General features: G+C 54.8%; 19 protein-coding genes. 14 read left to right on the top strand and 5 right to left on the bottom strand.

What is annotated here, in order from left to right; translation table 11 throughout:
- Window positions 1-128: 128 nt before the first annotated feature.
- Genes fruB through fruA form a run of 3 tightly spaced genes read left to right on the top strand, consistent with a single transcriptional unit; the run spans window position 129 to window position 3,914 of the window.
- On the top strand, window positions 129-1,262 hold the full coding sequence (fruB, locus tag BTJ39_RS20895; protein ID WP_078004658.1) for a fused PTS fructose transporter subunit IIA/HPr protein: 1,134 nt from the start codon (window positions 129-131) through the stop codon (window positions 1,260-1,262).
- Complete coding sequence (fruK, locus tag BTJ39_RS20890) at window positions 1,259-2,197, top strand: 1-phosphofructokinase (RefSeq protein ID WP_078004657.1); 939 nt, start codon at window positions 1,259-1,261, stop codon at window positions 2,195-2,197. The genes fruB and fruK overlap by 4 nt, the downstream gene beginning before the upstream one ends.
- Before the next feature lie 16 nt (window positions 2,198-2,213).
- Window positions 2,214-3,914 carry a PTS fructose transporter subunit IIBC gene (fruA, locus tag BTJ39_RS20885; RefSeq protein WP_078004656.1) on the top strand — a complete coding sequence of 567 codons (1,701 nt, stop codon included), beginning with the start codon at window positions 2,214-2,216 and terminating at the stop codon, window positions 3,912-3,914.
- Between the two features lie 99 nt (window positions 3,915-4,013).
- Here fruA and nfo read toward each other — a convergent pair whose 3' ends face one another.
- Both nfo and BTJ39_RS20875 read right to left on the bottom strand, forming a co-directional pair.
- Window positions 4,014-4,859: a deoxyribonuclease IV gene (gene nfo, locus BTJ39_RS20880; protein WP_078004655.1), complete on the bottom strand. Its 846-nt coding sequence runs from the start codon at window positions 4,857-4,859 to the stop codon at window positions 4,014-4,016.
- 57 nt (window positions 4,860-4,916) lie between these two features.
- Window positions 4,917-5,975 carry a YeiH family putative sulfate export transporter gene (locus BTJ39_RS20875; RefSeq protein WP_078004654.1) on the bottom strand — a complete coding sequence of 353 codons (1,059 nt, stop codon included), beginning with the start codon at window positions 5,973-5,975 and terminating at the stop codon, window positions 4,917-4,919.
- A 188-nt stretch (window positions 5,976-6,163) separates the two neighbouring features.
- Here BTJ39_RS20875 and yieE point away from each other — a divergent pair, with 188 nt between their 5' ends.
- The 4 genes from yieE (at window position 6,164) to BTJ39_RS20855 (ending at window position 10,741) form a co-directional block, all read left to right on the top strand.
- Complete coding sequence (gene yieE / locus BTJ39_RS20870; protein ID WP_078004653.1) at window positions 6,164-7,039, top strand: DNA-binding transcriptional regulator YeiE; 876 nt, start codon at window positions 6,164-6,166, stop codon at window positions 7,037-7,039.
- A 137-nt stretch (window positions 7,040-7,176) separates the two neighbouring features.
- Entirely contained in the window at window positions 7,177-8,649 is a 1,473-nt protein-coding gene (locus BTJ39_RS20865) for an amino acid permease (RefSeq protein ID WP_078004673.1), read from the top strand.
- Between the two features lie 230 nt (window positions 8,650-8,879).
- On the top strand, window positions 8,880-9,959 hold the full coding sequence (locus BTJ39_RS20860; protein ID WP_078004652.1) for a FecCD family ABC transporter permease: 1,080 nt from the start codon (window positions 8,880-8,882) through the stop codon (window positions 9,957-9,959).
- Window positions 9,956-10,741, top strand: a complete 786-nt coding sequence (locus BTJ39_RS20855; RefSeq protein ID WP_078004651.1) for an ABC transporter ATP-binding protein — start codon at window positions 9,956-9,958, stop codon at window positions 10,739-10,741. The genes BTJ39_RS20860 and BTJ39_RS20855 overlap by 4 nt, the downstream gene beginning before the upstream one ends.
- A gap of 95 nt (window positions 10,742-10,836) precedes the next feature.
- Here BTJ39_RS20855 and fghA read toward each other — a convergent pair whose 3' ends face one another.
- The 3 genes from fghA to ptrR are packed head-to-tail and all read right to left on the bottom strand — an operon-like array spanning window position 10,837 to window position 13,766.
- Window positions 10,837-11,679, bottom strand: a complete 843-nt coding sequence (fghA, locus tag BTJ39_RS20850; protein WP_078004650.1) for an S-formylglutathione hydrolase — start codon at window positions 11,677-11,679, stop codon at window positions 10,837-10,839.
- Between the two features lie 9 nt (window positions 11,680-11,688).
- Window positions 11,689-12,810, bottom strand: coding sequence for an S-(hydroxymethyl)glutathione dehydrogenase/class III alcohol dehydrogenase (locus BTJ39_RS20845; RefSeq protein ID WP_078004649.1), 1,122 nt, complete (start codon window positions 12,808-12,810; stop codon window positions 11,689-11,691).
- Between the two features lie 47 nt (window positions 12,811-12,857).
- A complete protein-coding gene (gene ptrR / locus BTJ39_RS20840) occupies window positions 12,858-13,766 on the bottom strand; it encodes a putrescine utilization regulator PtrR (protein ID WP_078004648.1) in 909 nt (302 codons plus the stop codon).
- 132 nt (window positions 13,767-13,898) lie between these two features.
- Here ptrR and BTJ39_RS20835 point away from each other — a divergent pair, with 132 nt between their 5' ends.
- The 7 genes from BTJ39_RS20835 to mglC all read left to right on the top strand — a co-directional run bounded on the left by BTJ39_RS20835 (window position 13,899) and on the right by mglC (window position 22,176).
- The gene (locus BTJ39_RS20835; RefSeq protein ID WP_078004647.1) at window positions 13,899-15,035 is read left to right on the top strand and encodes a YbfB/YjiJ family MFS transporter; all 1,137 of its coding nucleotides are present in this window, start codon (window positions 13,899-13,901) and stop codon (window positions 15,033-15,035) included.
- Window positions 15,036-15,157: 122 nt separating this feature from the next.
- On the top strand, window positions 15,158-15,823 hold the full coding sequence (gene folE / locus BTJ39_RS20830) for a GTP cyclohydrolase I FolE (protein ID WP_078004646.1): 666 nt from the start codon (window positions 15,158-15,160) through the stop codon (window positions 15,821-15,823).
- 43 nt (window positions 15,824-15,866) lie between these two features.
- On the top strand, window positions 15,867-17,015 hold the full coding sequence (yeiB, locus tag BTJ39_RS20825; protein ID WP_078004645.1) for a DUF418 domain-containing protein YeiB: 1,149 nt from the start codon (window positions 15,867-15,869) through the stop codon (window positions 17,013-17,015).
- A gap of 157 nt (window positions 17,016-17,172) precedes the next feature.
- Entirely contained in the window at window positions 17,173-18,213 is a 1,041-nt protein-coding gene (gene galS, locus BTJ39_RS20820) for an HTH-type transcriptional regulator GalS (protein WP_078004644.1), read from the top strand.
- A 329-nt stretch (window positions 18,214-18,542) separates the two neighbouring features.
- Window positions 18,543-19,538 carry a galactose/glucose ABC transporter substrate-binding protein MglB gene (gene mglB, locus BTJ39_RS20815; RefSeq protein ID WP_078004643.1) on the top strand — a complete coding sequence of 332 codons (996 nt, stop codon included), beginning with the start codon at window positions 18,543-18,545 and terminating at the stop codon, window positions 19,536-19,538.
- Window positions 19,539-19,628: 90 nt separating this feature from the next.
- Window positions 19,629-21,146, top strand: a complete 1,518-nt coding sequence (mglA, locus tag BTJ39_RS20810) for a galactose/methyl galactoside ABC transporter ATP-binding protein MglA (RefSeq protein WP_078004642.1) — start codon at window positions 19,629-19,631, stop codon at window positions 21,144-21,146.
- A gap of 19 nt (window positions 21,147-21,165) precedes the next feature.
- The gene (mglC, locus tag BTJ39_RS20805) at window positions 21,166-22,176 is read left to right on the top strand and encodes a galactose/methyl galactoside ABC transporter permease MglC (RefSeq protein ID WP_078004641.1); all 1,011 of its coding nucleotides are present in this window, start codon (window positions 21,166-21,168) and stop codon (window positions 22,174-22,176) included.
- Window positions 22,177-22,637: the final 461 nt, after the last annotated feature.

Genomic DNA, 22,637 nt, shown 5'->3' with positions numbered 1-22,637 from the left:
TCAGCGGCGATTCATAACAAATTCATTGAAACGTTTCAGCTCTGCTTTCGCTTTGTTGTACTACGTCAGGAAGCGCGTTAATCCGGCCTTTTGGCTGAAACGATTCAAACATGGTGGAGAGGAGAACTATGTTCCAGCTTGATCTCAGCGCGGTTCACATTGCTGCCGCAGCCAGTAATAAAGAGCAGGCTATTCAGCAGGTTGCCGATGCGTTGGTTAGCGCAGGCAATGTGGCTGAAGGCTATATCGACGGTATGCTGGCACGTGAACAGCAAACCTCAACGTATCTGGGTAACGGCATCGCCATCCCTCATGGCACGACGGACACCCGTGACAAAGTGCTAAAAACCGGAGTACAGGTTTTTCAGTTCCCACAGGGCATTGAGTGGGGCGGGCAGCAGAACGCGTTTATCGTTATTGGCATCGCGGCGAAATCCGATGAGCATCTGGCGCTTTTACGCCAGTTAACCCACGTACTGAGCGATGAAAGCGTCGCGGAGCAGTTACGTAAAACGGACTCTGCTGAAGAGTTACGGGCGCTGCTGATGGGTGAAAAGCAGCCGACGGAATTCCGCTTCGATGCATCGCTGATCGCAACGGAAGTCGCTGCCGATGACTTAATCACTCTGCAAGCGCTGAATGCCGGCCGCCTGCAAAAGGCCGGCGCCGTAGACGCCACGTTTATCAGCCAGGCTGTTGGCAGTACGCCGCTTAACCTCGGACAGGGAATTTGGCTTAATGACAGCGTCAGCGGGAATGTGAGCAGTGCAGTGGCAATCAGCCGCGCAGCCGCCCCATTCGAGGTCGATGGCGAAAAAGCCGCGCTGCTGATTACCGTTGCCGTTACCGACGATGCGCCGCTGAAAGTGCTGAACCATCTGAGTGAACTGCTGATGCAACAGCAGGGCGATCAGCTGTTGCAGGCGGATGCGGCAGAGATGCTGGCGCTGCTCACCGGCAGCGCGGGCCAGCATCAGCAGGCGCTGACTGCCGATTTTATCATTCGCAATGAACATGGCTTACACGCCCGTCCCGGCACCGCGCTGGTAAGCGTTATCAAACAGTTTAATTGTGAGGTCACCGTTACCAATCTGGATGGCAGTGGCAAACCGGCTAACGGACGCAGCCTGATGAAAGTTGTCGCACTTGGCGTGAAAAAAGGGCACCGCTTACGCTTCAGCGCCAGCGGCGATGATGCCCGTCAGGCACTGAGCGCGATTGAAGAAGCAATCAATAATGGCCTCGGCGAGGGAGCAGCATGAGCAGACGCGTAGCCACAATTACCCTCAATCCCGCCTATGACCTGGTGGGCTACTGTGCCGACATTGAGCGTGGAGAAGTCAACCTGGTGAAAACCACCGGGCTGCACGCCGCAGGCAAGGGAATAAACGTTGCAAAGGTATTAAAAGACTTAGGTATTGATGTCACCGTCGGCGGATTCCTCGGGCGGGAAAATCAGGACGGATTTCAGCAGCTATTTAGCGAGTTAGGCATTGCTAACCGCTTTCAGGTCGTCGCTGGCCGCACTCGCATCAACGTCAAGCTGACCGAAAAAGATGGCGAGGTGACCGACCTTAACTTTTCTGGTTTTGATGTCAGCGCACAGGATTGGGATCGCTTTACCAGCGATTCGCTGGGCTGGCTTGGTCAGTTCGATATGGTGTGCGTCAGCGGCAGCCTGCCTGCCGGCGTCAGCCCCGATGCGTTCACTCACTGGATGACGCAGCTGCGGTCACATTGTCCGTGCATCATTTTCGACAGCAGCCGCGAAGCGCTGGTCGCCGGTCTGAAAGCGGCGCCGTGGTTAGTGAAACCTAATCGTCGAGAGCTGGAAGCATGGGCGGGGCGCAAGCTGCCGACGCTGCACGATGTCATCGACGCCGCGCATCAGCTGCGCGAACAAGGCATTGCCCACGTGGTGATATCACTCGGCGCGGAAGGCGCGCTGTGGGTTAACGCTTCCGGTGAATGGATCGCTAAGCCACCGGTCTGCGAAGTGGTTAGCACCGTCGGCGCTGGCGACTCAATGGTCGGCGGTCTGATTTATGGCTTGTTAATGCGCGAATCCAGTGAACACACGCTGCGTCTTGCGACGGCGGTGGCCGCGCTGGCCGTCAGTCAGAGCAATGTCGGCATCACCGACCGTCCTCAGCTAGCCGCAATGATGGCGCGCGTTGAGCTGAAACCCGTTAACTGACAGCAGGAGAGATATGATGAAAACGCTGCTGATACTTGATTCTCAATTGGGCCAGGCCACAGGCTACCTGGCTAAACAGCTTGCCAGCGGCGCAGCCGCACAAGCAGGCATAGCGCTGACGGAAGAGGTCAGTGAAGCACAACAGGTGATCGTGGTTGGCAAGCAAGTCCCCGATCTTGCGGGGCTGGAAGGGAAACCGCTTTACCTGGTCGACGTGGAAAAATTGCTGCGCCAGCCTCAAGCCGAGCTGGCGAAGGCGCAGCAGGAGGCGAAGCCCTGGCAACCACCTGCAGCGGTTGCCGCCAGCAGCAGCGCGGTAAAACGCGTGGTGGCCGTGACCGCCTGTCCTACCGGGGTCGCGCATACCTTTATGGCCGCTGAAGCGATTGAAACAGAAGCGAAAAAGCGCGGCTGGTGGTACAAAGTAGAAACCCGGGGCTCGGTTGGCGCTGGTAATGCTATTACGCCGGAAGAGGTAGCTCAGGCGGATTTGGTGATCGTCGCGGCGGATATTGAAGTCGATCTGGAAAAGTTTTCCGGTAAACCGATGTATCGTACCAGTACCGGTATGGCGCTGAAAAAAACGGCGCAGGTGTTTGATTCAGCGCAGCGTGAAGCAACGCCCTGGCAGGCTCAGGGTGGCGCGGGCGCGAATCAGGGCGGAGAAAAAACGCAAAAATCCGGCCCTTACCGCCACCTGCTGACCGGCGTATCTTACATGCTGCCGATGGTGGTTGCCGGCGGGCTTTGCATCGCGCTGTCGTTTGCTTTCGGTATTACCGCTTTTGAAAAGCCCGGCACGCTGGCGGCTGCGCTAATGGAAATCGGCGGCAATAGCGCCTTCAAGCTGATGGTGCCGGTGCTTGCCGGGTTTATCGCATTTTCCATCGCCGATCGCCCCGGCTTAACCCCTGGCCTGATTGGCGGCCTGCTGGCTACCACCATAAACGCGGGTTTCCTCGGCGGCATTATTGCCGGTTTTATTGCCGGCTACACGGCGAAATTACTCAGCAGCAAGCTTAAACTGCCGCAGAGTATGGAGGCGCTGAAGCCCATACTGATTATTCCGCTGGTAGCCAGTCTAATTACCGGGATGCTGATGATTTACGTGGTGGGCAAGCCCGTCGCTGGGATCATGACCGGTTTGACCCATTGGCTGGCGGATATGGGGACGGCCAATGCGGTATTACTGGGCGCCGTTCTTGGTGGCATGATGTGTACCGATATGGGCGGTCCGGTTAACAAAGTTGCCTATGCCTTTGGCGTTGGTCTGCTGAGTTCACATACCTATGGCCCGATGGCCGCGATTATGGCCGCAGGCATGGTGCCGCCGCTGGCGATGGGACTGGCAACGCTGATCGTACGCAGTAAATTTAATAAGAATCAGCAGGAGGGCGGCAAAGCGTCCCTGGTGCTGGGGCTGTGCTTTATTACTGAAGGCGCTATTCCGTTTGCCGCGCGCGATCCGATGCGGGTTCTGCCGTGCTGTATCCTTGGCGGCGCGATAACCGGCGCTATCTCTATGTACGTCGGCGCCCGGCTGATGGCGCCCCATGGCGGCCTGTTCGTACTGCTTATTCCCGGCGCAATAACGCCTGTGGTTGGCTACCTGATTTCGATTATTGTCGGCACGCTGGTGGCGGGGCTGGGATATGCGCTGCTTAAGCGCCCGGAAGCTGAAGCGGCGGTGGCGCCCGCCGCCGTGCAGGGGCAGTAAGCTAATCAGCGGAGGCTCTCGTCAGGGAGTCTCCGCTTGCTGATGCCTGGACGATACGGCGAAACCTCCACGTTGCCAGCGCGCTGAAGGCGCCATTGATCAGTTTTGCTGCTGACCTTTTAGCCAGGCAATCTCATCTTTCCAGATGTCCGGATTAACGGTTTCCAGAATTAACGGAATACCGTCAAAGCGCGCATCTTTCATTATCCAGCTGAACGCCGCTTCGCCTATATTACCCACCCCGAGGCTGTCATGGCGATCGACCCGGCTGTCAAAGGCGCTTTTGGCATCGTTCAGGTGCATGCCGCGCAGGTAGTTAAAGCCAACCTGTTCTTCAAAGGCGGCGAAGGTTGCCGCACAGGCATCTTCGCTGCGTAAATCATAGCCGGCAGCGAAGGCGTGGCAGGTATCAATGCAGACGCCGACGCGAGATTTATCTTCGACGTGCTCGATGATGGTCGCCAGATGCTGGAAATCAAAGCCCAGATTGCTGCCCTGGCCGGCGGTATTTTCAATAACTGCGGTCACGCCCTGGGTTTTATCCAGCACGATATTGATTGATTCGGCGATGCGCTTGAGACAGTCTTCTTCAGCTATCTGATGCAGATGGCTGCCGGGATGAAAGTTAAGCAGGCTCAGACCCAGCTGCTGGCAGCGCTGCATTTCATCAAGAAAAGCCTCGCGTGATTTTTCCAGCGCCTCGCTGACGGGGTGGCCAAGATTTATCAGATAGCTGTCGTGGGGAAGTATCTGGGCGCTGGTAAAATGGTATTTCTCGCACGCCGCGCGAAAGGCGCTGATGCTTTCATCACTTAAAGGCGCGGCGCGCCACTGGCGCTGATTCTTTGTGAACAGGGCGAAGGCGGTTGCTTCCAGCTCATGTGCGCGAATGACCGCCTGATCTACGCCGCCTGCGGCACTGACGTGGGCGCCAATATATTTCATGCCTGTTCTCCTGTTGCTGGCCGTTTAGCAAGTAAACCGCCATCATAACTGAAGAACTTAGTGCAACAAATGCATTATCAGCAGGTTAATCGCGCCGCCGCCGACAATCAGCCAGATAAACAGCATCAGCCCCAGCAGCAGCGGGCGCAGACCGGCCTTACGCAGCTGGCTGATATGCGTGGTCAGTCCCAACGCGGCCATTGCCATTGCCAGCAGCAGGTCATCGACTTTGTCGATGTTTTTAATCAGCGCCGGCGCCAGCAGATGAAATGAGTTGAACAGCGCTACCAGCACAAAAATCAGGGCAAACCAGGGGAAGGTAATGCGCTGCTTATCTCCTGCGCTCACCGGCGCGCTGCGTCTGACCCACATACCCAGCAGCACTAAAAAGGGCGCCAGCATCATTACTCGCAGCATTTTTGCAATGACCGCGGTATTTTCCGTCTCGGGGCTGACGGCGTGGCCGGCAGCGACCACCTGAGCGACTTCATGCATGGTCGAACCGGTGTAAATGCCGTATTGCGCCGCGTTCATGGCCGGTATCAGGTGAGCAAATTCGCGCCACATCAGCGGATAGAGAAAAATGCCGATGGTGCCGAAAATGACCACCGTGGCCACCGCCACGGCCACCTTTGACGATTCGGCTTTAATGACCGGCTCGGTAGCCAGCACCGCTGCCGCGCCGCAGATGCTGCTGCCTGCACCAATCAGCCAGGCGGTTTCCCGATCCAGCCCAAGTAAACGCCGCCCCAGCCAGCAGGCCAGAAAAAAAGTGCTGCTCAGGGTGAGGATATCAATCAGAATGCCGCTGGCGCCGACATCAAGGATCTGCTGGAAGGTCAGGCGGAAACCATAAAGAATAATACCGGCGCGCAGTAATATCTGCTTAGAGAACAACACGCCGCCATCACAATGTTTGTGCAGGGAAGGGTAGAACGTATTGCCTGCGATGATGCCAGCGATAATCGCCAGCGTCAGCGCGCCAAGCCCTAAGCTGGCCACTGACGGTTGCCTGCCGAGCCAGATAGCCACTGCGGCGATTAATGCGGTTACTATCAGGCCGGGAATAAAATGCCCCACGCCACGATGATGTCTGGTCAGGCTGATATCTGCCATCGCTTATCTCCTCTGTTATCAGGGCGATAATGCGCTGTGCTGGTTTAAAAGAAAAATTGATTATATAGTTATAACCAATCGGAATATCTTGTTAAGCATGGTGTAAGCCAGATGGCGCAGGGGGGATCCCCGTGCGGCTGCGGGCCACAGCCGACTCTTCAATGCTACTGAGGCGGGAATCAGGACATATGCATATCACGTTGCGCCAGCTGGAAGTCTTTTGCGAGGTGCTGAAAAGCAGCTCCACTACCCAGGCTTCTCAAATGCTCTCACTTTCCCAGTCAGCGGTTAGCGCGGCGCTTGCCGACCTTGAAGGGCAGCTCGGGGTGCAGCTTTTCGACCGTGTCGGTAAGCGGCTGGTGATTAATGAATATGGCCGCTTGCTGTACCCGCGGGCGGTGGCGCTGCTGGAGCAAACCAGCGAAATAGAGCAACTTTTCCGTGAAGATCAGGGAGCGCTGCGGCTGTATGCCAGCAGCACCATCGGCAATTACATATTGCCAGCGATGCTGGCGGAATATCGCCGTGAGCATCCTAATCTGCCCCTTGAGCTGAGCGTCGGTAATAGTCAGGACGTGATCAACGCGGTCGTCGATTTCCGCGTTGATATTGGTCTGATTGAAGGCCCCTGCCACATGCCAGAGCTGATTTCCCAACCCTGGCTTGAGGATGTGCTGGTGGTGTTTGCCGCGCCGGAGTCGCCGTTATTGCGGGAGCCGGCAACCTTAGCCTCGCTGGCGACTGCCCCCTGGATTTTGCGGGAGAAAGGCTCCGGCACGCGCGAAATTGTTGATTATCTGCTGCTCTCGCATCTGCCGCAGTTTCAGATGGCGATGGAGCTGGGCAATTCAGAGGCGATTAAGCACGCCGTCCGGCACGGGATGGGGATTAGCTGTTTGTCACGCCGTGTTATTGCGGAACAGCTGGCAAGCGGCACGCTGGTTGAGATTCCGTTGCCGGCGCCGCTGACGCAGCTCAAGCGCACCTTGTATCGCATCCACCACCGGCAGAAGCACCTGTCGACGGCGCTGGAGCGTTTTCTCAGCTACACTCCTGAAGCATAAGCCGCTTTTTGCCACGCAAAGATCTTATAACTGTTTGCCGATCATGAAGCTATCTAATAACCCGGTGTTAGTGCTATGCCAGCCGGGGCGCTTTGATACAATCGCGCCCTATTTTTTACTTTGAACAGCGTTTTTATATGGTTGAAAATACAAATACAACAGAATCGACAACGTTACGTCGCGAACTTAAAGCCCGCCATCTGACCATGATCGCCATTGGCGGATCTATCGGCACGGGCTTATTTGTCGCCTCCGGGGCAACCATTTCGCAGGCAGGTCCGGGTGGTGCCTTACTGTCTTACGCGCTGATTGGACTGATGGTCTATTGCCTGATGACCAGCCTCGGCGAACTTGCGGCATTTATGCCGGTATCCGGTTCGTTTTCCACCTATGGCGCAATGTATGTGGAAGAGGGCTTTGGCTTCGCGCTGGGCTGGAACTACTGGTACAACTGGGCGGTGACGATTGCGGTGGATTTGGTTGCTTCACAGCTGGTGATGAGCTACTGGTTTCCGGATAGTCCTGGTTGGATCTGGAGTGCGCTGTTTCTCGGTTTGATGTTCCTGCTGAACTACATTTCGGTGAAAGGTTTCGGCGAAGCCGAATACTGGTTTTCTCTGATTAAAGTCGCCACGGTGGTGATCTTTATCGTGGTCGGCACGCTGATGATTTGGGGTATTTTACACGGCGCTGAAAACGCAGGCTGGCATAACTGGCAGGTCGGCGACGCCCCCTTTGTCGGTGGTTTCGCTTCCATGATCGGCGTGGCGATGATCGTTGGTTTCTCTTTTCAGGGAACCGAACTGATCGGCATCGCGGCCGGTGAGTCTGAAGATCCGGCGAAAAATATTCCCCGTGCGGTTCGCCAGGTATTCTGGCGCATTTTGCTGTTTTATATTTTCGCCATTCTGATTATCAGCCTGATCATTCCGTATACCGACCCCAGTCTGCTGCGCAACGATGTGAAAGATATCAGCGTCAGTCCGTTCACCCTGGTATTCCGCCATGCCGGATTGCTGTCCGCCGCAGCGGTGATGAATGCGGTTATCCTGACCGCCGTGCTGTCGGCGGGTAACTCCGGCATGTATGCCTCCACGCGTATGCTCTATACCCTGGCGAAGGAAGGAAAAGCGCCGCGCATCTTTGCCCGGCTGTCGGCGGGGGGCGTGCCACGCAACGCGTTGTATGCCACAACAGTGGTCGCCGGGCTGTGCTTTTTTAGCTCAATGTTTGGCAATCAGACCGTTTACCTCTGGCTGTTAAATACCTCCGGCATGACGGGCTTCATTGCCTGGTTGGGGATTGCTATCAGCCATTACCGCTTCCGTAACGGCTATGTGGCACAGGGCCACGATCTGGCCGCTCTGCCATACCGTTCGTCTCTCTTTCCGCTGGGGCCTGTCTTTGCCTTTGTGTTGTGTTTAGCCATCACCCTTGGTCAGAACTATGAGGCGTTTCTTCAGGAGCGCATCGACTGGTACGGAGTGGCTGCAACCTACATCGGCATTCCACTGTTTCTGGTGATATGGTTCGGCTACAAGCTGGTACGCAAAACACACTTTATTAAGTACAGCGAAATGGAATTTCCCGGCATCAGTAAAAAAAGCTGATTGCATGCGTTGAAAAGCATCCTGATGGATGCTTTTTTTATCGTTACCTGTCCGCGCTAACTTTTACAATTACCGTCCTGATAATCTGGCAGCGACACCGCTGTCCGGGTGATACTATCCGCCGGCACTATTTTGCTGGCCGCTGTCCGTATGACAAGCCAGGTGAATATAATCAGATTTCCCTGGCGTCCGGAAACCCCGGCGTTCAGTTAATTACAGGCGAATGAACCATGGGCTTCAGGCCATCTGCCGCGCTGCTGCAAACCGGAACCTCAACTGACGAAATCAGCCGCTATCATCAATTGTTGCGTCGACGTCTTGGCCTGATGCTGCTTTTGTTGCTGGCGATCCTGGCTTCGATGGCGCTGGATTTCATCCTTGGCCCTGCGGGACTGACGTTTCACGCTCTGGCCGATACGCTGTTTAATCCGGCGCAGGCCGATCCCAGCGCCAGGCTGATCGTGTGGGATATTCGTCTGCCCTACGCGTTAATGGCGGTTGTGGTAGGTATGGCGCTGGGGCTGGCAGGTGCCGAGATGCAAACCATTCTGAATAATCCGCTCGCCAGCCCCTTTACCCTGGGCGTGTCTTCCGCGGCGGCCTTCGGCGCCGCGCTGGCTATCGTTGCGGGTATTACGCTTCCTGGTATACCCGATCGCTGGGTTATTTCAGTCAACGCCTTTTTATTTGCTCTGCTTGCCGCCGTGATGCTCGATGCCGTAACCCGCTGGACGCGAGTGGCGACCGCCGGGGTGGTGCTGTTCGGCATTGCGCTGGTTTTTACCTTTAATGCGCTGGTCTCAATGATGCAGTTCATTGCAAATGAAGACACCCTGCAAGGCCTGGTGTTCTGGACCATGGGCAGCCTGGCGCGGGCGTCGTGGCAAAAGCTGGCGGTGCTGGCCATGGCGCTGGCCATTCTGATGCCGTGGAGCATGCTTAATGCCTGGAAGCTTACCGCGCTGCGCCTCGGTGAGGATCGCGCTGCCAGCTTTGGCATAAACGTGCGCCGGCTGCGACTGGGGACTTTACTGCGCATCAGTATCCTGTCGGCGCTGGCGGTGGCCTTTGTCGGCCCGGTCGGCTTTATTGGCCTGGTTGCTCCCCATATTGCTCGCCTGCTGTTTGGCGAAGACCACCGCTATTACTTGCCTGCCAGCGCGCTGACTGGCGCACTGGTGCTTTCACTGGCATCGGTGGCGGCAAAAAACCTGCTTCCCGGCGTGATTATGCCGGTGGGCATCGTCACCTCGCTGATAGGTATTCCTTTCTTTCTGGCTATTATTTTGCGTTACAGGGCAAGCATATGACCCAGGGGCTCAGGGTTTGCAATTTCAGCACCGGCTATGCAAAGCGTCAGGTAATCGACAACCTGACGGTGCCTGCGCTGCCGCGTGGCAAAATCACCGTTCTGCTGGGACCAAATGGCTGTGGAAAATCGACCCTGCTGCGCGCGCTGGCCGGACTGAATCGCGCGCAGGGGCAGCTGTGGCTAAACGGCGAGGAGCTGCAGGCGCAGTCTTTTGCCCGTCGCAGCGAGCGCGTGGTTTATTTACCGCAGTCGCTGCCAGCCGGGGTACATTTGCACGTGCTGGAGTCGGTTCTGGTTGCCCGCCAGGCCTCGGCGGGTAAGGCGAGCAGCGCTGCAGAAGCCGAAGTGATGGCGCTGCTTGAACAACTGGGCATTGCTCATCTGGCGCTGAGCTACCTGGACCAGTTATCCGGCGGGCAGAAGCAGCTGGTGGGGCTGGCGCAGTCATTAATTCGCCGGCCAGAATTATTGCTGCTGGATGAACCGCTAAGCGCGCTGGATCTGAATTATCAGTTTCACGTCATGGACCTGGTTACGCGCGAAACCCGCCAGCGTAATATCGTTACCGTGGTGGTGGTGCACGATATCAATATCGCCCTGCGCCACGGTGAGCACGTGCTGATGCTGCTCAACGGCGAGCTGATCGATAGCGGCGAACCCGGGCAGGTTATCACTGCGAAAAATCTTGCACGCACCTACGGCGTTAACAGCCGGATTGAATGCTGTAGTCGGGGAATACCACAGGTGTTTATCGATGGGCTGGTTGAACGCCCCGGCTGATTGCCAGCCGGGGCGTTTATGTCGCTATCGCGCCGTGACGGCTGGGCTGACGTCTGCGCGATAGCGTGAACCAGCGCCTGGCAGCGGGCGCCGTTTCAGTCAAACAGATATTGCGCGTGAAAGCGCAGGTGGTCTTCCACTACGCTGCTGATAAAGAAATAGCTGTGGTCGTAACCGGGCTGAACGCGCAGAGTCAGTGGAAAATTCTTTTCACTGGCGATAGCTTCCAGTCGCTCCGGCTGTAGCTGATCAGCGAGAAACTGATCGCTGTCGCCCTGATCGATCAGTATTGGCAGCTGATGTTCAGCCCGCAGCAGCAGGTTACAGCTGTCATACTGATACCATTGCGTTTCATCCTCTCCCAGATAGGCCCGGAATGCTTTTTGGCCCCAGGGGACTTCGCAAGGGTTAACGATAGGCGCAAAGGCTGAAGCCGACGTGAACTGGCCTGGATTACGCAACGCCAGCATTAACGCTCCGTGGCCGCCCATCGAATGCCCCATAATCGCCTGGCGCTCACCGACGCCAAAATTATCCCGGATCAGCTGCGGCAGCTCGGACTGAATGTAATCATACATCCTGAAATGTGCGTTCCAGGGAGCCTGGGTCGCATTAAGATAAAACCCTGCGCCCTGACCGAGATCGTAACCTTCATCGTCAACAATCCCCTCGCCGCGCGGGCTGGTATCCGGCATTACCAGCAGGATACCCAGCTGCTGGGCGACGCGCTGAGCGCCGCTTTTGCTACTGAAGTTCTCATCTGTACAGGTCAGGCCCGCCAGACAATAAAGCGCCGGTGGCGGCTTGGCGCCGCGCGGTTCCGGCAGAAAGATACTGAAAGTCATCGGACAGTTCAGGCTGGCAGAATAGTGGCGATAGCGCTGCTGCCAGCCGCCAAACAGACGGTGATCTTCCAGTAATTCCAGGGTGCTCATGATTGCTCCTGATTATCTGTAATGGATCACGGTGCGAATAGATTTCCCTTCATGCATCAGCTCAAATGCCTGATTAATCTCGTCCAACGTCAGGTTATGCGTAATAAAATCGTTCAGGGCGAACTTACCGTCGAGATAATCCTGCACGATGCCAGGCAGCTGGCTGCGGCCTTTTACGCCGCCAAAGGCGGAGCCGCGCCAGACGCGTCCGGTAACCAGCTGGAAAGGGCGGGTGGCAATCTCTTCACCTGAACCGGCAACGCCGATAATGACCGACTCACCCCAGCCTTTATGGCAGCACTCCAGCGCGGAGCGCATCACGTTGACGTTGCCGATACATTCGAAAGAAAAATCGACGCCGCCGTCGGTCAGTTCAACGATAACCTCCTGAATCGGCTTGTCGTAATCTTTTGGGTTAATCAGGTCGGTGGCACCGAGCTTACGTGCCAGATCGAATTTACTGGTATTAATATCGATACCGATAATACGCCCGGCCTTGGCCATTTTCGCGCCGATTATCGCCGACAGGCCGATGCCGCCGAGTCCGAAGATCGCCACGGTATCGCCCGGCTTAACTTTGGCGGTATTGATAACCGCGCCCATGCCGGTAGTGACCCCGCAGCCCAGCAGGCAAACCTCTTCCAGCGGCGCTTCTTTACTGATTTTTGCCAGTGAGATTTCGGGCACAACGGTATATTCCGAGAAGGTCGAGGTGCCCATATAATGGAAAATGGGCTTGCCGTCTTTAAAAAAGCGCGTAGTGCCATCCGGCATTAACCCTTTGCCCTGGGTGGTGCGGATCGCCTGGCAGAGATTGGTTTTACCGGATAAACAGAACTTACATTTACCGCATTCCGGCGTATACAGCGGAATAACATGATCGCCGACCTCAACGCTGGTAACGCCTTCTCCGACCGCTTCGACAACCCCGCCGCCTTCATGGCCGAGAATCGCCGGGAAAACGCCTTCAGGATCTTTACCCGATAGCGTGTAGGCGTCAGTATGGCAAACGCCGGTTGCTACGATGCGCACCAGCACTTCGCCTTTTTGCGGTGGCATCAGGTCAACTTCTTCAATTTTTAGCGGCTCGCCCGCCGCCCAGGCGACGGCGGCGCGGGTTTTGATCATTTCCATCTCTCTTCTCCAGTATTCGTATTGCGGTGGTCAGTGACGACAATAAACTAGCTGAGGTCGACGAAAGACTCGTCGGCTTCTTCTGCGGTTTGCTGGTCAAAAAGCTCGATAATCAGAAACTTCAGCGCCTTTACATTGGGGGTGAAAGCTTCACGGCGCCAGATAAGCCAGGTAATGCCCTGGCGGATCTCCTCAGGCAGCGGGTGCGTTTTTACCCGTTCGCTGCCGGGCAATTGCTGTAATACGCTGGCGGGAATAATTGCCAGTCCGGCCCCGCTGGCGACGCAGGCCAGCAGCGCGTGATAGGAATGTATTTCCATTATCGTGCCATGCTGTACATTGGCGTGTTTAAACCAGTTTTCCAGCTGTTTGCGGTAAGAGCAGCCCTGACGAAAGGAAAATAGCGTCTGATTCGCCGCACCGGCAGGGCTTTTAATATCAGGAAAGCCGGCACAGGAGATCAGTACCAGCTCCTCATTGAACGCCACGCAGCTGTGAAGTTCATCAGCGTCCACCGGGCCGTGAACCAGCGCTGCGGCCAGGGTACCGACCCGTACCCGTTCGGTAATTTCTTCAGACGTCCCGGTAATTAACGACAGGTTTACTTGCGGGTAGCGCTGATGATAGGTCGCAAGGAGCGTGGGAAGGCGGGTGGCGGCGGTACTCTCCATCGAGCCGAGGGCAAACTGGCCGCTGGGATCGCCGCTATGGGCCATATTCAGCGCTTCATCGCTTAACGCCAGAATGCGCCGGGCATAGTTAAGGAAATTATAGCCAACCGGCGATAGCCTGATGCGCTGCTTTTCACGGATAAATAAGTCGGCGCCAAGCTCCTGCTCCAGCTGGCGCAGGCGCGTTGTCAGATTAGACGGGACGCGATGCAGCGCTTGTGCAGCTCGCGCCAGCGAGCCGGTCTCCGCGACCGTACAGAACATACGTAGTTGTATCAGATCCATGTGTTCTTTTATCGTGATTAAGTTGCTTAGAATTATTCACTTTGTGTGAGCATATCTTTGTTAGATGATGGTCGCAAGCCGAAAACGGCAAACAATAAAAAAGTCTTACAACATTGTAGTCGAGGAGTGAATATGGCACTGCGGGTAGCAATCAGCGCGTTTCTCACCCTGGTGGTGGCAATGGGGATCGGCCGTTTTGCTTTTACGCCGCAGGTACCCTTAATGATTAATCAGCATCAGCTAACGCTTACCAGCGCGGCGCTGGTGGCGGCACTTAACTACCTGGGGTATCTGTGTGGTTCATGGAACGCAATGCGCGCCACGCGCTGGGTTGAGGGGCGTCTTAAGGCTGGCCTGTGGGGGGCAGTGCTGTTGACGTTGCTCTCGGCGCTGGCCGGTGGTCCGCTGCTGCATAGCCTTATCCGCTTTGTTATTGGCTGGGCAAGCGGCTGGGCGATGGTGCTGGTTGCCGCCTGGAGTAATGAGCAACTGATTAAAGCCCGGCGTCCGGGACTGAGCGCGGCGGTATTTGCCGGACCAGGAACCGGCATCTTTCTTAGCGGTATCCTGGCGGTGTTGCTGCATCACTGGCAGGTTAACGCCGGTTGGGCATGGTGTGCCTACGGCATACTGGCGCTGCTGTTGGCGCTTAGCATCAGCCATAATCTGCCTGGCAAAGGGGAATTGCACCGGCCGGAAAGCGCGCCTGCGCCGCTGAAGCTGACGCCGGAATTAAAACGGCTGGTGTGGAGTTACAGCCTCGCCGGCTTTGGCTATATCTTACCCGCCACTTTTCTCTCGCAGATGGCGGCATCGCGCTTTCCCCACAGTTTATTTGCCCAATACGTCTGGCCGGTATTCGGCGGCGCGGCGGTACTGGGGATTGTGCTTGGCATCATTACCCGCCATCTTTCAACCACTAACCGGCGATTGGCGCTGGCGCTTTGGGCGCAGGCGTTGGGGGTATTTTGTCCGGAAATATTATCCGGTATCGACGGCCTGATCCTCGGCGCGGTACTGGTGGGCGGCGGCTTCCTCTGCGTGGTACAGCTTTCGCTACAGGTTGGCCGCGAGCTGGCGCCGCTGCATACCCGCTATCTGGCAGGACTGTTAACCACCGGGTATGCCGTTGGTCAGCTGGTGGGGCCGATGCTATCAGCGCTATCGACGTTACTGACTCACCGCCTGGAGCCTGCGCTGTACGTAGCTGGCGTTACGCTGATCGTGGCGGGCATGTTGGTGTGGCCTGCGCGACGCGACGGCAAATGAAACCATTTCATGGCGGTTTAAATCTGTTTCACTGGATCGCAGCCGTGATGTGTTCCAGAATAGCCATCAGAATGTAAGCCGGGATATTCCCGGCGCGAGTCCCTGCTGGAGAAATACCCTTTATGACGACGTTAAGTCAGGAAGCCAGGCTTGTTCATGATGCTCTGGTAACCCGTGGCCTGGAAACCCCGTTGCGTACGCCGGTCCGTCAACTGGATGATGACACGCGCAAGGCGCTGATTGCGGGCCACATGACTGAAATTATGCAGCTGCTCAATCTCGATCTTGAAGATGACAGTCTGGCGGAAACGCCCCATCGCATTGCGAAAATGTACGTTAACGAAGTATTTTCCGGCCTGGATTACGCTAATTTTCCGAAAATCACCCTGATCGAAAACAAGATGAAGGTTGATGAAATGGTGACGGTGCGCGATATCACGCTGACCAGCACCTGTGAACACCATTTTGTGATCATCGACGGTAAGGCCACGGTGGCTTATATTCCGAAAGATAAGGTCATCGGCCTGTCGAAAATCAACCGAATCGTGCAGTTTTTCGCCCAGCGTCCGCAGGTGCAGGAGCGTCTGACCCAGCAAATTCTGGTGGCTCTGCAGACGCTGCTTGGCACCAACAATGTCGCGGTATCAATCGACGCGGTACACTATTGCGTTAAAGCGCGCGGCATTCGCGATGCCACCAGCGCGACCACCACCACCTCGCTGGGCGGCCTGTTTAAATCGAGCCAGAATACCCGCCAGGAGTTTCTGCGCGCGGTTCGTCATAGCTAAGGGCATCTGAAGGGCGTAGCCATTCGTCCTTGAAGGGATCACCATGCAACGCAATATGGCCATTGATTTTATCCGCGGCTGCGCGGTGATGGGAATTTTGCTGCTTAATATCGTCTCTTTTGGTCTGCCGCGTGCGGCTTACCTTAACCCTGCCTGGTCTGGCAGCGTTTCCTTTGCCGATGCGCTCAGCTGGGCGCTGATGGATTTGCTGGCACAACTAAAATTTCTCTCGCTGTTTGCGCTGCTGTTTGGTGCCGGGTTGGTGATGCTACTACCGCGCGGCAAAAGATGGATTCAGGCGCGCCTGACGCTGCTGGTACTGCTGGGATTTATCCATGCGGTATTTTTCTGGCAGGGCGATATTCTGCTTGATTATGGCCTGATGGGACTCATCAGCTGGCGCATGATCCGCGATGCGCATTCAAACGGTATGCTGCTGCGTACCGGCATTCTGCTCTATCTGACCGGCAGCTTAATGCTGCTGCTATTCGGGTTTATCAGCCATTCAGCGCCGGGTAATAGCTGGCTGCCGGGCGCCGCCGATGTGCAGTATGAAACATACTGGCATCTGCAAGGCGGTATGGCGGCAATTGATAGCCGACTGGACGCATTGGGCGACGGCCTGCTTGCGCTCGGCGCTCAGTATGGCTGGCAGCTTGCCGGTTTAATGCTAATCGGCGCAGCGCTAATGCGCAGCGGCTGGTTACAAGGCCAGTTCAGCCCGGCTCATTATCGGCGTATCGCCTGGATATTTATCGTTACTGGCGGCCTGATCGATCTGATCGGCATCCTCTTACAGTGGCGCACTGGCTGGGATTTTCGCTGGACGGCTTTTTTCCTGCAGCTTCCGCGGGAATTAAGCGCGCCGCTTCAGGCAGTTGGCTATGCGGCGCTGGTGTTTGCTTGCTGGCCGCGCTGGTCGCAATATCGCCTGACGCGACTGATCTCTCAGGTCGGACGCATGGCGCTGAGTAATTATCTGCTGCAAACCCTGATTTGCACCACGCTATTTAATACCTTCGGTCTGTTTATGAAACTCGACCGCATTCAGCTGCTATGTCTGGTGCCTGCCATCTGGTTGGTTAACCTGCTGTTTTCCCATTTCTGGCTGCGGCATTTTCGTCAGGGACCGCTGGAAAACCTGTGGCGAACCCTGACCCGACGCACTGTCGGCTCGATGAAGCCAGATTAATGACCGGCATCACAAAGGTTAACGAATTGTATGTAACCGCTTTCATCAGTGTGACCTGATTCACGCTGTTGAGTTGAATCTGCTGACAGAATAGCCGCCAGTTATCCTTGGTTTCAGGTGCAGCTATGCTGAAGAACGCTTTTTCAGGTGATGTTATATGATCACAATACGCGATGTTGCCCGTGCAGCAGGGGTGTCCGTGGCAACGGTTTCCAGGGTGCTCAATCAGAGTAACGTCGTGTCGCAGGAAACCCGCGAAGCGGTGATGCGCGCAGTGGACTCCATGGGTTACCGGCCAAACGCTAACGCTCAGGCGCTGGCCTCGCAGGTAAGCGATACCATCGGCGTCGTGGTGATGGATGTTTCCGATCCTTTCTTTGGCGCGCTGGTTAAAGCGGTTGATACTGTCGCCCAACGCCTTAATAAACATGTGCTTATTAACAATTCCTACCATCAGGCCGAGAAAGAGCGCCATGCCATTGAGGTGCTAATCCGCCAGCGTTGTAACGCGTTGATTGTTCATGCAAAAGCGCTGTGTGATGCCGAACTTGCTGATTTTATGGCGCAGATTCCGGGCATGGTGCTGGTGAACCGCCTGCTGCCGGGATATGCCCATCGCTGCGTGTTTCTGGATAACGTCAGCGGCGCCTTGATGGCGACGCGGATGCTACAGCAGCAAGGGCATCAGCGGATTGGCTATCTGAACTCTGTACATGGCATTGAAGATGCTGAGCAGCGGCGCACGGGCTGGCGCCAGGCGCTGAAAGAGCAGGGCAAGGCGCCGCCTGAAAGCTGGGTTGCCAACGGCGAACCTGATTTACAAGGCGGTGAGGCCGCAATGGTTGAGCTGCTAAGCCGCAATCTGCATTTGACCGCGGTATTTGCCTATAACGACAGCATGGCGGCCGGCGCGCTGACCGCGTTAAAAGATAACGGCATTGCCGTACCGCAGCAGGTATCGGTGATCGGTTTTGACGATATTCCTATTTCACGCTATACCGACCCACAATTAACGACAGTGCGCTATCCCGTTGTTTCTATGGCAAAAATTGCCACAGAGCTGGCGATTAAAGGCGCTGCCGGCGAGCTTGATCCGCAGGCGGAACATGGCTTTATGCCAACCCTGGTACGGCGTCATTCCGTTGCACCGCGGCAAAGTGTGGCCCCGGTCACTAACCCAAGCGATTTAGCGATGTAACCGTTTTCAATCTGTGAGTGGATTCACAGTTAATTAACATCGCCTTATCTATGATGGCAGCGTCCTGCAGGGGTTGAAACATTATGTAACTCGGTAGATTGCCGATAGGCTGCGATGTAGCAACTCTGCGAAGCATTTCGTAACACAGCATTCTGGAAACGTTATTGTACATGGAAGTCTGGTTTTGTTTAACAATCCGTCGGCTTTGCGCAACGTTATGACTAACAATGCCCTCGCCGCATACGAAGCAAAATAAAGGATCTGAACGTCAGCCCGGAGGTTAACATCCGGCCGACGCTGAGAAAGACCCTGCAAAAACCGGAGATACCATGAAGAAGAAGGTTTTCACCCTCACTGCCCTGGTGGCGAGCATGATGTTTGGCGCAGCGGCACACGCAGCGGATACTAAAATTGGCGTAACCATCTACAAATACGATGATAACTTTATGTCGATGGTCCGCAAAGATATCGAGAAAGACGCGAAGGATACCGGCGGCGTCGCGCTGCTGATGAATGACTCGCAGAACGATCAGTCCAAACAGAACGACCAGATTGATGTGTTGATTGCTAAAGGCGTGAAGGCGCTGGCAATTAACCTGGTGGACCCGGCGGCAGCTGGCGTGGTGATCAGCAAAGCGAAATCGGCTGATATTCCGGTGGTTTTCTTCAACAAAGAGCCAAATGCAAAAGCGCTGGCCAGCTATGACAAAGCTTATTATGTTGGTACCGATTCTAAAGAGTCTGGCGTTATTCAGGGCCAGCTGATTGAGAAACATTGGAAAGCTACGCCAGCCTGGGATCTGAACAAAGATGGCGTGATTCAGTTCGTACTGCTGAAAGGCGAACCTGGCCACCCGGATGCTGAAGCGCGCACCAAATATGTTATCGAAACGCTGAACAAAGACGGTATTAAAACCAAGCAGCTGGCAATGGATACCGCCATGTGGGATACCGCTCAGGCTAAAGATAAAACCGACGCCTGGCTGTCCGGCCCGAATGCCAACAAAATTGAAGTGGTGATTTCTAACAACGATGCGATGGCAATGGGCGCGATCGAAGCGCTGAAAGCGCATAACAAAAAGTCAATCCCGGTATTCGGTGTTGATGCCCTGCCTGAAGCTCTGGCACAGATCAAAGCCGGCAACATGGCTGGTACGGTACTGAACGATGCGAAAAACCAGGCGAAAGCCACGCTGCTGATGGCGAAAAACCTGGCAGATGGCAAAGCAGCTACCGACGGCACTGATTTTAAACTTGAAAACAAAATCGTCCGTATTCCTTACGTAGCCGTTGATAAAGATAACCTTTCTCAGTTTACGAAATAAGGTCTCCTGTTACAGGGCGCGCTGATGCGCGCCCTTTTTCAGGATACGGGGTGATCCTTCACCCAATATTTGATTCAGCCAGGTAGAATTATGGCCAGCGAAAAGACACCTCAGCGAGAATATTTGCTGGAAATGACTGATATATCTAAATCATTTCCCGGCGTAAAAGCGTTAGACCAGGTTAATTTAAAAGTGCGTCCGCACTCTATTCACGCCTTGATGGGGGAGAACGGAGCCGGTAAATCAACATTGTTGAAATGCCTGTTCGGTATTTATAAAAAGGACTCGGGGAGTATCCTTTTTCAGGGTAATGAGATCGATTTTAAAAGCTCCAAAGAAGCGCTGGAAAATGGCGTCTCAATGGTGCATCAGGAATTAAACTTAGTATTGCAACGTACTGTAATGGATAACATGTGGTTGGGTCGTTATCCGCGCAAAGGCATTTTTGTCGATCAGGCTAAAATGTATCGCGATACTAAAGCCATATTCGACGAGCTGGATATTGATATCGATCCCAGCGATAAGGTGGCGAATTTATCGGTTTCACAAATGCAGATGGTGGAAATTGCCAAAGCTTTTTCTTATGACGCTAAAATCGTCATTATGGACGAACCGACGTCGTCCCTGACGGAAAAAGAAGTCAACCATTTGTTCACTATTATCCGCAAGCTGAAAGAGCGCGGCTGCGGTATTGTTTATATTTCACATAAGATGGAGGAAATCTTCCAGCTGTGTGATGAAATAACTATCCTGCGCGACGGCCAGTGGATTATTACCCAGCCGCTGGAAGGGCTGGATATGGATAAGATTATCGCCATGATGGTCGGGCGTTCTCTCAGCCAGCGTTTCCCGGATAAAAGCAACGTACCGGGTGAGGTTATTCTTGAGGTGCGTAACATCACCTCGCTACGCCAGCCGTCAATCCGCGATATCTCCTTTGATTTGCACCAGGGGGAAATCCTTGGCATCGCCGGTCTGGTTGGCGCCAAGCGTACCGACATTGTTGAAACGTTATTCGGCATTCGTGAAAAGTCCGGCGGCACCATTCGCCTGCACGGCAAGCCGATTAATAACCATTCGGCAAACGAAGCAATTAATAATGGCTTTGCTCTGGTAACTGAAGAACGTCGTTCAACCGGGATTTATGCCTTCCTTGATATCGGTTTTAACTCACTTATTTCTAATATCCGTAAATATAAAAACAGTGCGGGCCTGCTTGATAATAAACGCATGAAAAGTGATACCCAATGGGTTATCGACGCTATGCGGGTAAAAACGCCGGGCCATCGCACGCAAATTGGTTCGCTCTCGGGTGGGAACCAGCAAAAAGTTATTATTGGTCGCTGGTTGTTAACTCAGCCGGAAATTTTAATGCTGGACGAACCGACGCGTGGTATTGACGTAGGCGCTAAGTTTGAAATTTACCAGCTAATTGCTGAGCTGGCGAAAAAAGGCAAAGGCATCATCATTATTTCTTCTGAAATGCCAGAGCTGATTGGTATTACCGACCGCATCCTGGTTATGAGCAATGGCCAGGTGGCGGGGATTGTTGATACCAAGACGGCAACCCAAAACGAAATTTTAAGATTGGCATCACTGCACCTGTAATGAGGTAAGGGCTAACAATATGAATGCTGTAAATAAGAAAAATGCGCTCACCTGGCTAAAAGAGGGTGGCATATATGTTGTGTTGCTGGTGCTACTGGCGATTATTATTTTTGAAGATCCTACTTTTCTGAGCTTAATTAACCTGAGTAATATTCTTACTCAGTCCTCCGTGCGTATCATTATCGCGCTCGGTGTTGCCGGATTGATTGTTACTCAGGGGACAGACCTGTCTGCCGGACGCCAGGTTGGCCTGGCGGCAGTGGTTGCGGCAACGCTGCTGCAAGCAATGGATAACGCCAATAAGGTGTTTCCTCATCTGGAAACCATGCCGATCGCGCTGGTTATCCTGATTGTCTGCGCCATTGGCGCGATTATTGGCCTGGTTAACGGTCTGATTATCGCCTATCTCAAAGTGACGCCATTTATCACCACCCTTGGCACCATGATTATCGTCTACGGCATCAACTCGCTGTATTACGACTATGTTGGCGCGTCACCGATTGCCGGTTTTGATGACAAGTTCTCAACGTTTGCCCAGGGCTTTTTACGCTTTGGCGATTTCAAACTGTCTTACATTACCTTCTACGCCATCATCGCCATCGCAATCGTCTGGATCCTGTGGAATAAAACCCGCTTTGGCAAAAACATTTTTGCCATCGGCGGCAACCCGGAAGCGGCAAAGGTATCCGGCGTTAACGTTCCCTTTAACCTGATCCTGATTTATATGCTTTCCGGCGTGTTCTACGCCTTCGGCGGGATGCTGGAAGCCGGCCGTATCGGCTCTGCAACCAACAACCTTGGCTTTATGTACGAACTTGATGCCATTGCTGCCTGCGTGGTAGGCGGCGTCTCCTTTGCTGGCGGCGTAGGTACCGTCGCCGGTGTGGTGACCGGGGTGCTCATTTTTACCGTCATCAACTACGGTCTGACCTATATCGGTATCAACCCTTACTGGCAGTACATTATTAAAGGCGGAATTATTATCTTCGCTGTGGCGCTCGATTCATTGAAATATGCCCGTAAGAAGTAACCTCGCGTGAATAAAACAGGGACCGAAAGGTCCCTTTTTTATTGCTTTCCCGCCGCAGGGAGGGCAAAGGATTACCATACGTTATGGCCCTTTGAACCCGGACTGCGGGAGATTTCCACTCTGCCAGTCCGGCTGATTTCTCCACCTAAGGTGAGGTATTACGTTCGCCTGTAAGGTGGGCGTTTATTTCACCAGCGGTGGAGTATTCCGTTCGCCTGCCAGGCAGGTGGCTTATTTGCCCGCCGCTGCGGGCGACCGGCAAGGTGCCATCAAACGTCATGGCCCCTTGACCCCGGACTTCCGGCAGTTTCTGCGTGGCTGCGCCCTTCCCTCACGCATGTAGCCCGCCGTACGGGCCGTTCGCGATGCGTTCCCGACGCAGCGCTTACTGTCGCCGCATCCCTGCGGCTCCCCCTGGCGGGCTTCATTCGCTCGGCGCAGAAAAGCCTGTTAGTGCAGGT

Source organism: Izhakiella australiensis (genome assembly GCF_002006995.1).
In the GTDB taxonomy this organism is placed as follows: Bacteria; Pseudomonadota; Gammaproteobacteria; order Enterobacterales; family Enterobacteriaceae; genus Izhakiella; species Izhakiella australiensis.
Note: the sequence above shows the minus strand (reverse complement) of the source record. Positions and strands in the feature narration are given on the sequence as shown.

Excerpts from the sequence above, each read along its gene's own strand:
- yeiB (WP_078004645.1), top strand. The coding sequence starts at position 15,867 with ATGCAACGCAATATGGCCATTGATTTTATCCGCGGCTGCGCGGTGATG.
- BTJ39_RS20860 (WP_078004652.1), top strand. The coding sequence starts at position 8,880 with ATGGGCTTCAGGCCATCTGCCGCGCTGCTGCAAACCGGAACCTCAACT.
- BTJ39_RS20875 (WP_078004654.1), bottom strand. The coding sequence starts at position 5,975 with ATGGCAGATATCAGCCTGACCAGACATCATCGTGGCGTGGGGCATTTT.
- fruB (WP_078004658.1), top strand. The coding sequence starts at position 129 with ATGTTCCAGCTTGATCTCAGCGCGGTTCACATTGCTGCCGCAGCCAGT.
- folE (WP_078004646.1), top strand. The coding sequence starts at position 15,158 with ATGACGACGTTAAGTCAGGAAGCCAGGCTTGTTCATGATGCTCTGGTA.
- yieE (WP_078004653.1), top strand. The coding sequence starts at position 6,164 with ATGCATATCACGTTGCGCCAGCTGGAAGTCTTTTGCGAGGTGCTGAAA.
- mglC (WP_078004641.1), top strand. The coding sequence starts at position 21,166 with ATGAATGCTGTAAATAAGAAAAATGCGCTCACCTGGCTAAAAGAGGGT.
- fruK (WP_078004657.1), top strand. The coding sequence starts at position 1,259 with ATGAGCAGACGCGTAGCCACAATTACCCTCAATCCCGCCTATGACCTG.
- BTJ39_RS20835 (WP_078004647.1), top strand. The coding sequence starts at position 13,899 with ATGGCACTGCGGGTAGCAATCAGCGCGTTTCTCACCCTGGTGGTGGCA.
- fruA (WP_078004656.1), top strand. The coding sequence starts at position 2,214 with ATGAAAACGCTGCTGATACTTGATTCTCAATTGGGCCAGGCCACAGGC.
- BTJ39_RS20845 (WP_078004649.1), bottom strand. The coding sequence starts at position 12,810 with ATGGAAATGATCAAAACCCGCGCCGCCGTCGCCTGGGCGGCGGGCGAG.
- nfo (WP_078004655.1), bottom strand. The coding sequence starts at position 4,859 with ATGAAATATATTGGCGCCCACGTCAGTGCCGCAGGCGGCGTAGATCAG.
- galS (WP_078004644.1), top strand. The coding sequence starts at position 17,173 with ATGATCACAATACGCGATGTTGCCCGTGCAGCAGGGGTGTCCGTGGCA.
- ptrR (WP_078004648.1), bottom strand. The coding sequence starts at position 13,766 with ATGGATCTGATACAACTACGTATGTTCTGTACGGTCGCGGAGACCGGC.
- mglB (WP_078004643.1), top strand. The coding sequence starts at position 18,543 with ATGAAGAAGAAGGTTTTCACCCTCACTGCCCTGGTGGCGAGCATGATG.
- BTJ39_RS20855 (WP_078004651.1), top strand. The coding sequence starts at position 9,956 with ATGACCCAGGGGCTCAGGGTTTGCAATTTCAGCACCGGCTATGCAAAG.
- mglA (WP_078004642.1), top strand. The coding sequence starts at position 19,629 with ATGGCCAGCGAAAAGACACCTCAGCGAGAATATTTGCTGGAAATGACT.
- BTJ39_RS20865 (WP_078004673.1), top strand. The coding sequence starts at position 7,177 with ATGGTTGAAAATACAAATACAACAGAATCGACAACGTTACGTCGCGAA.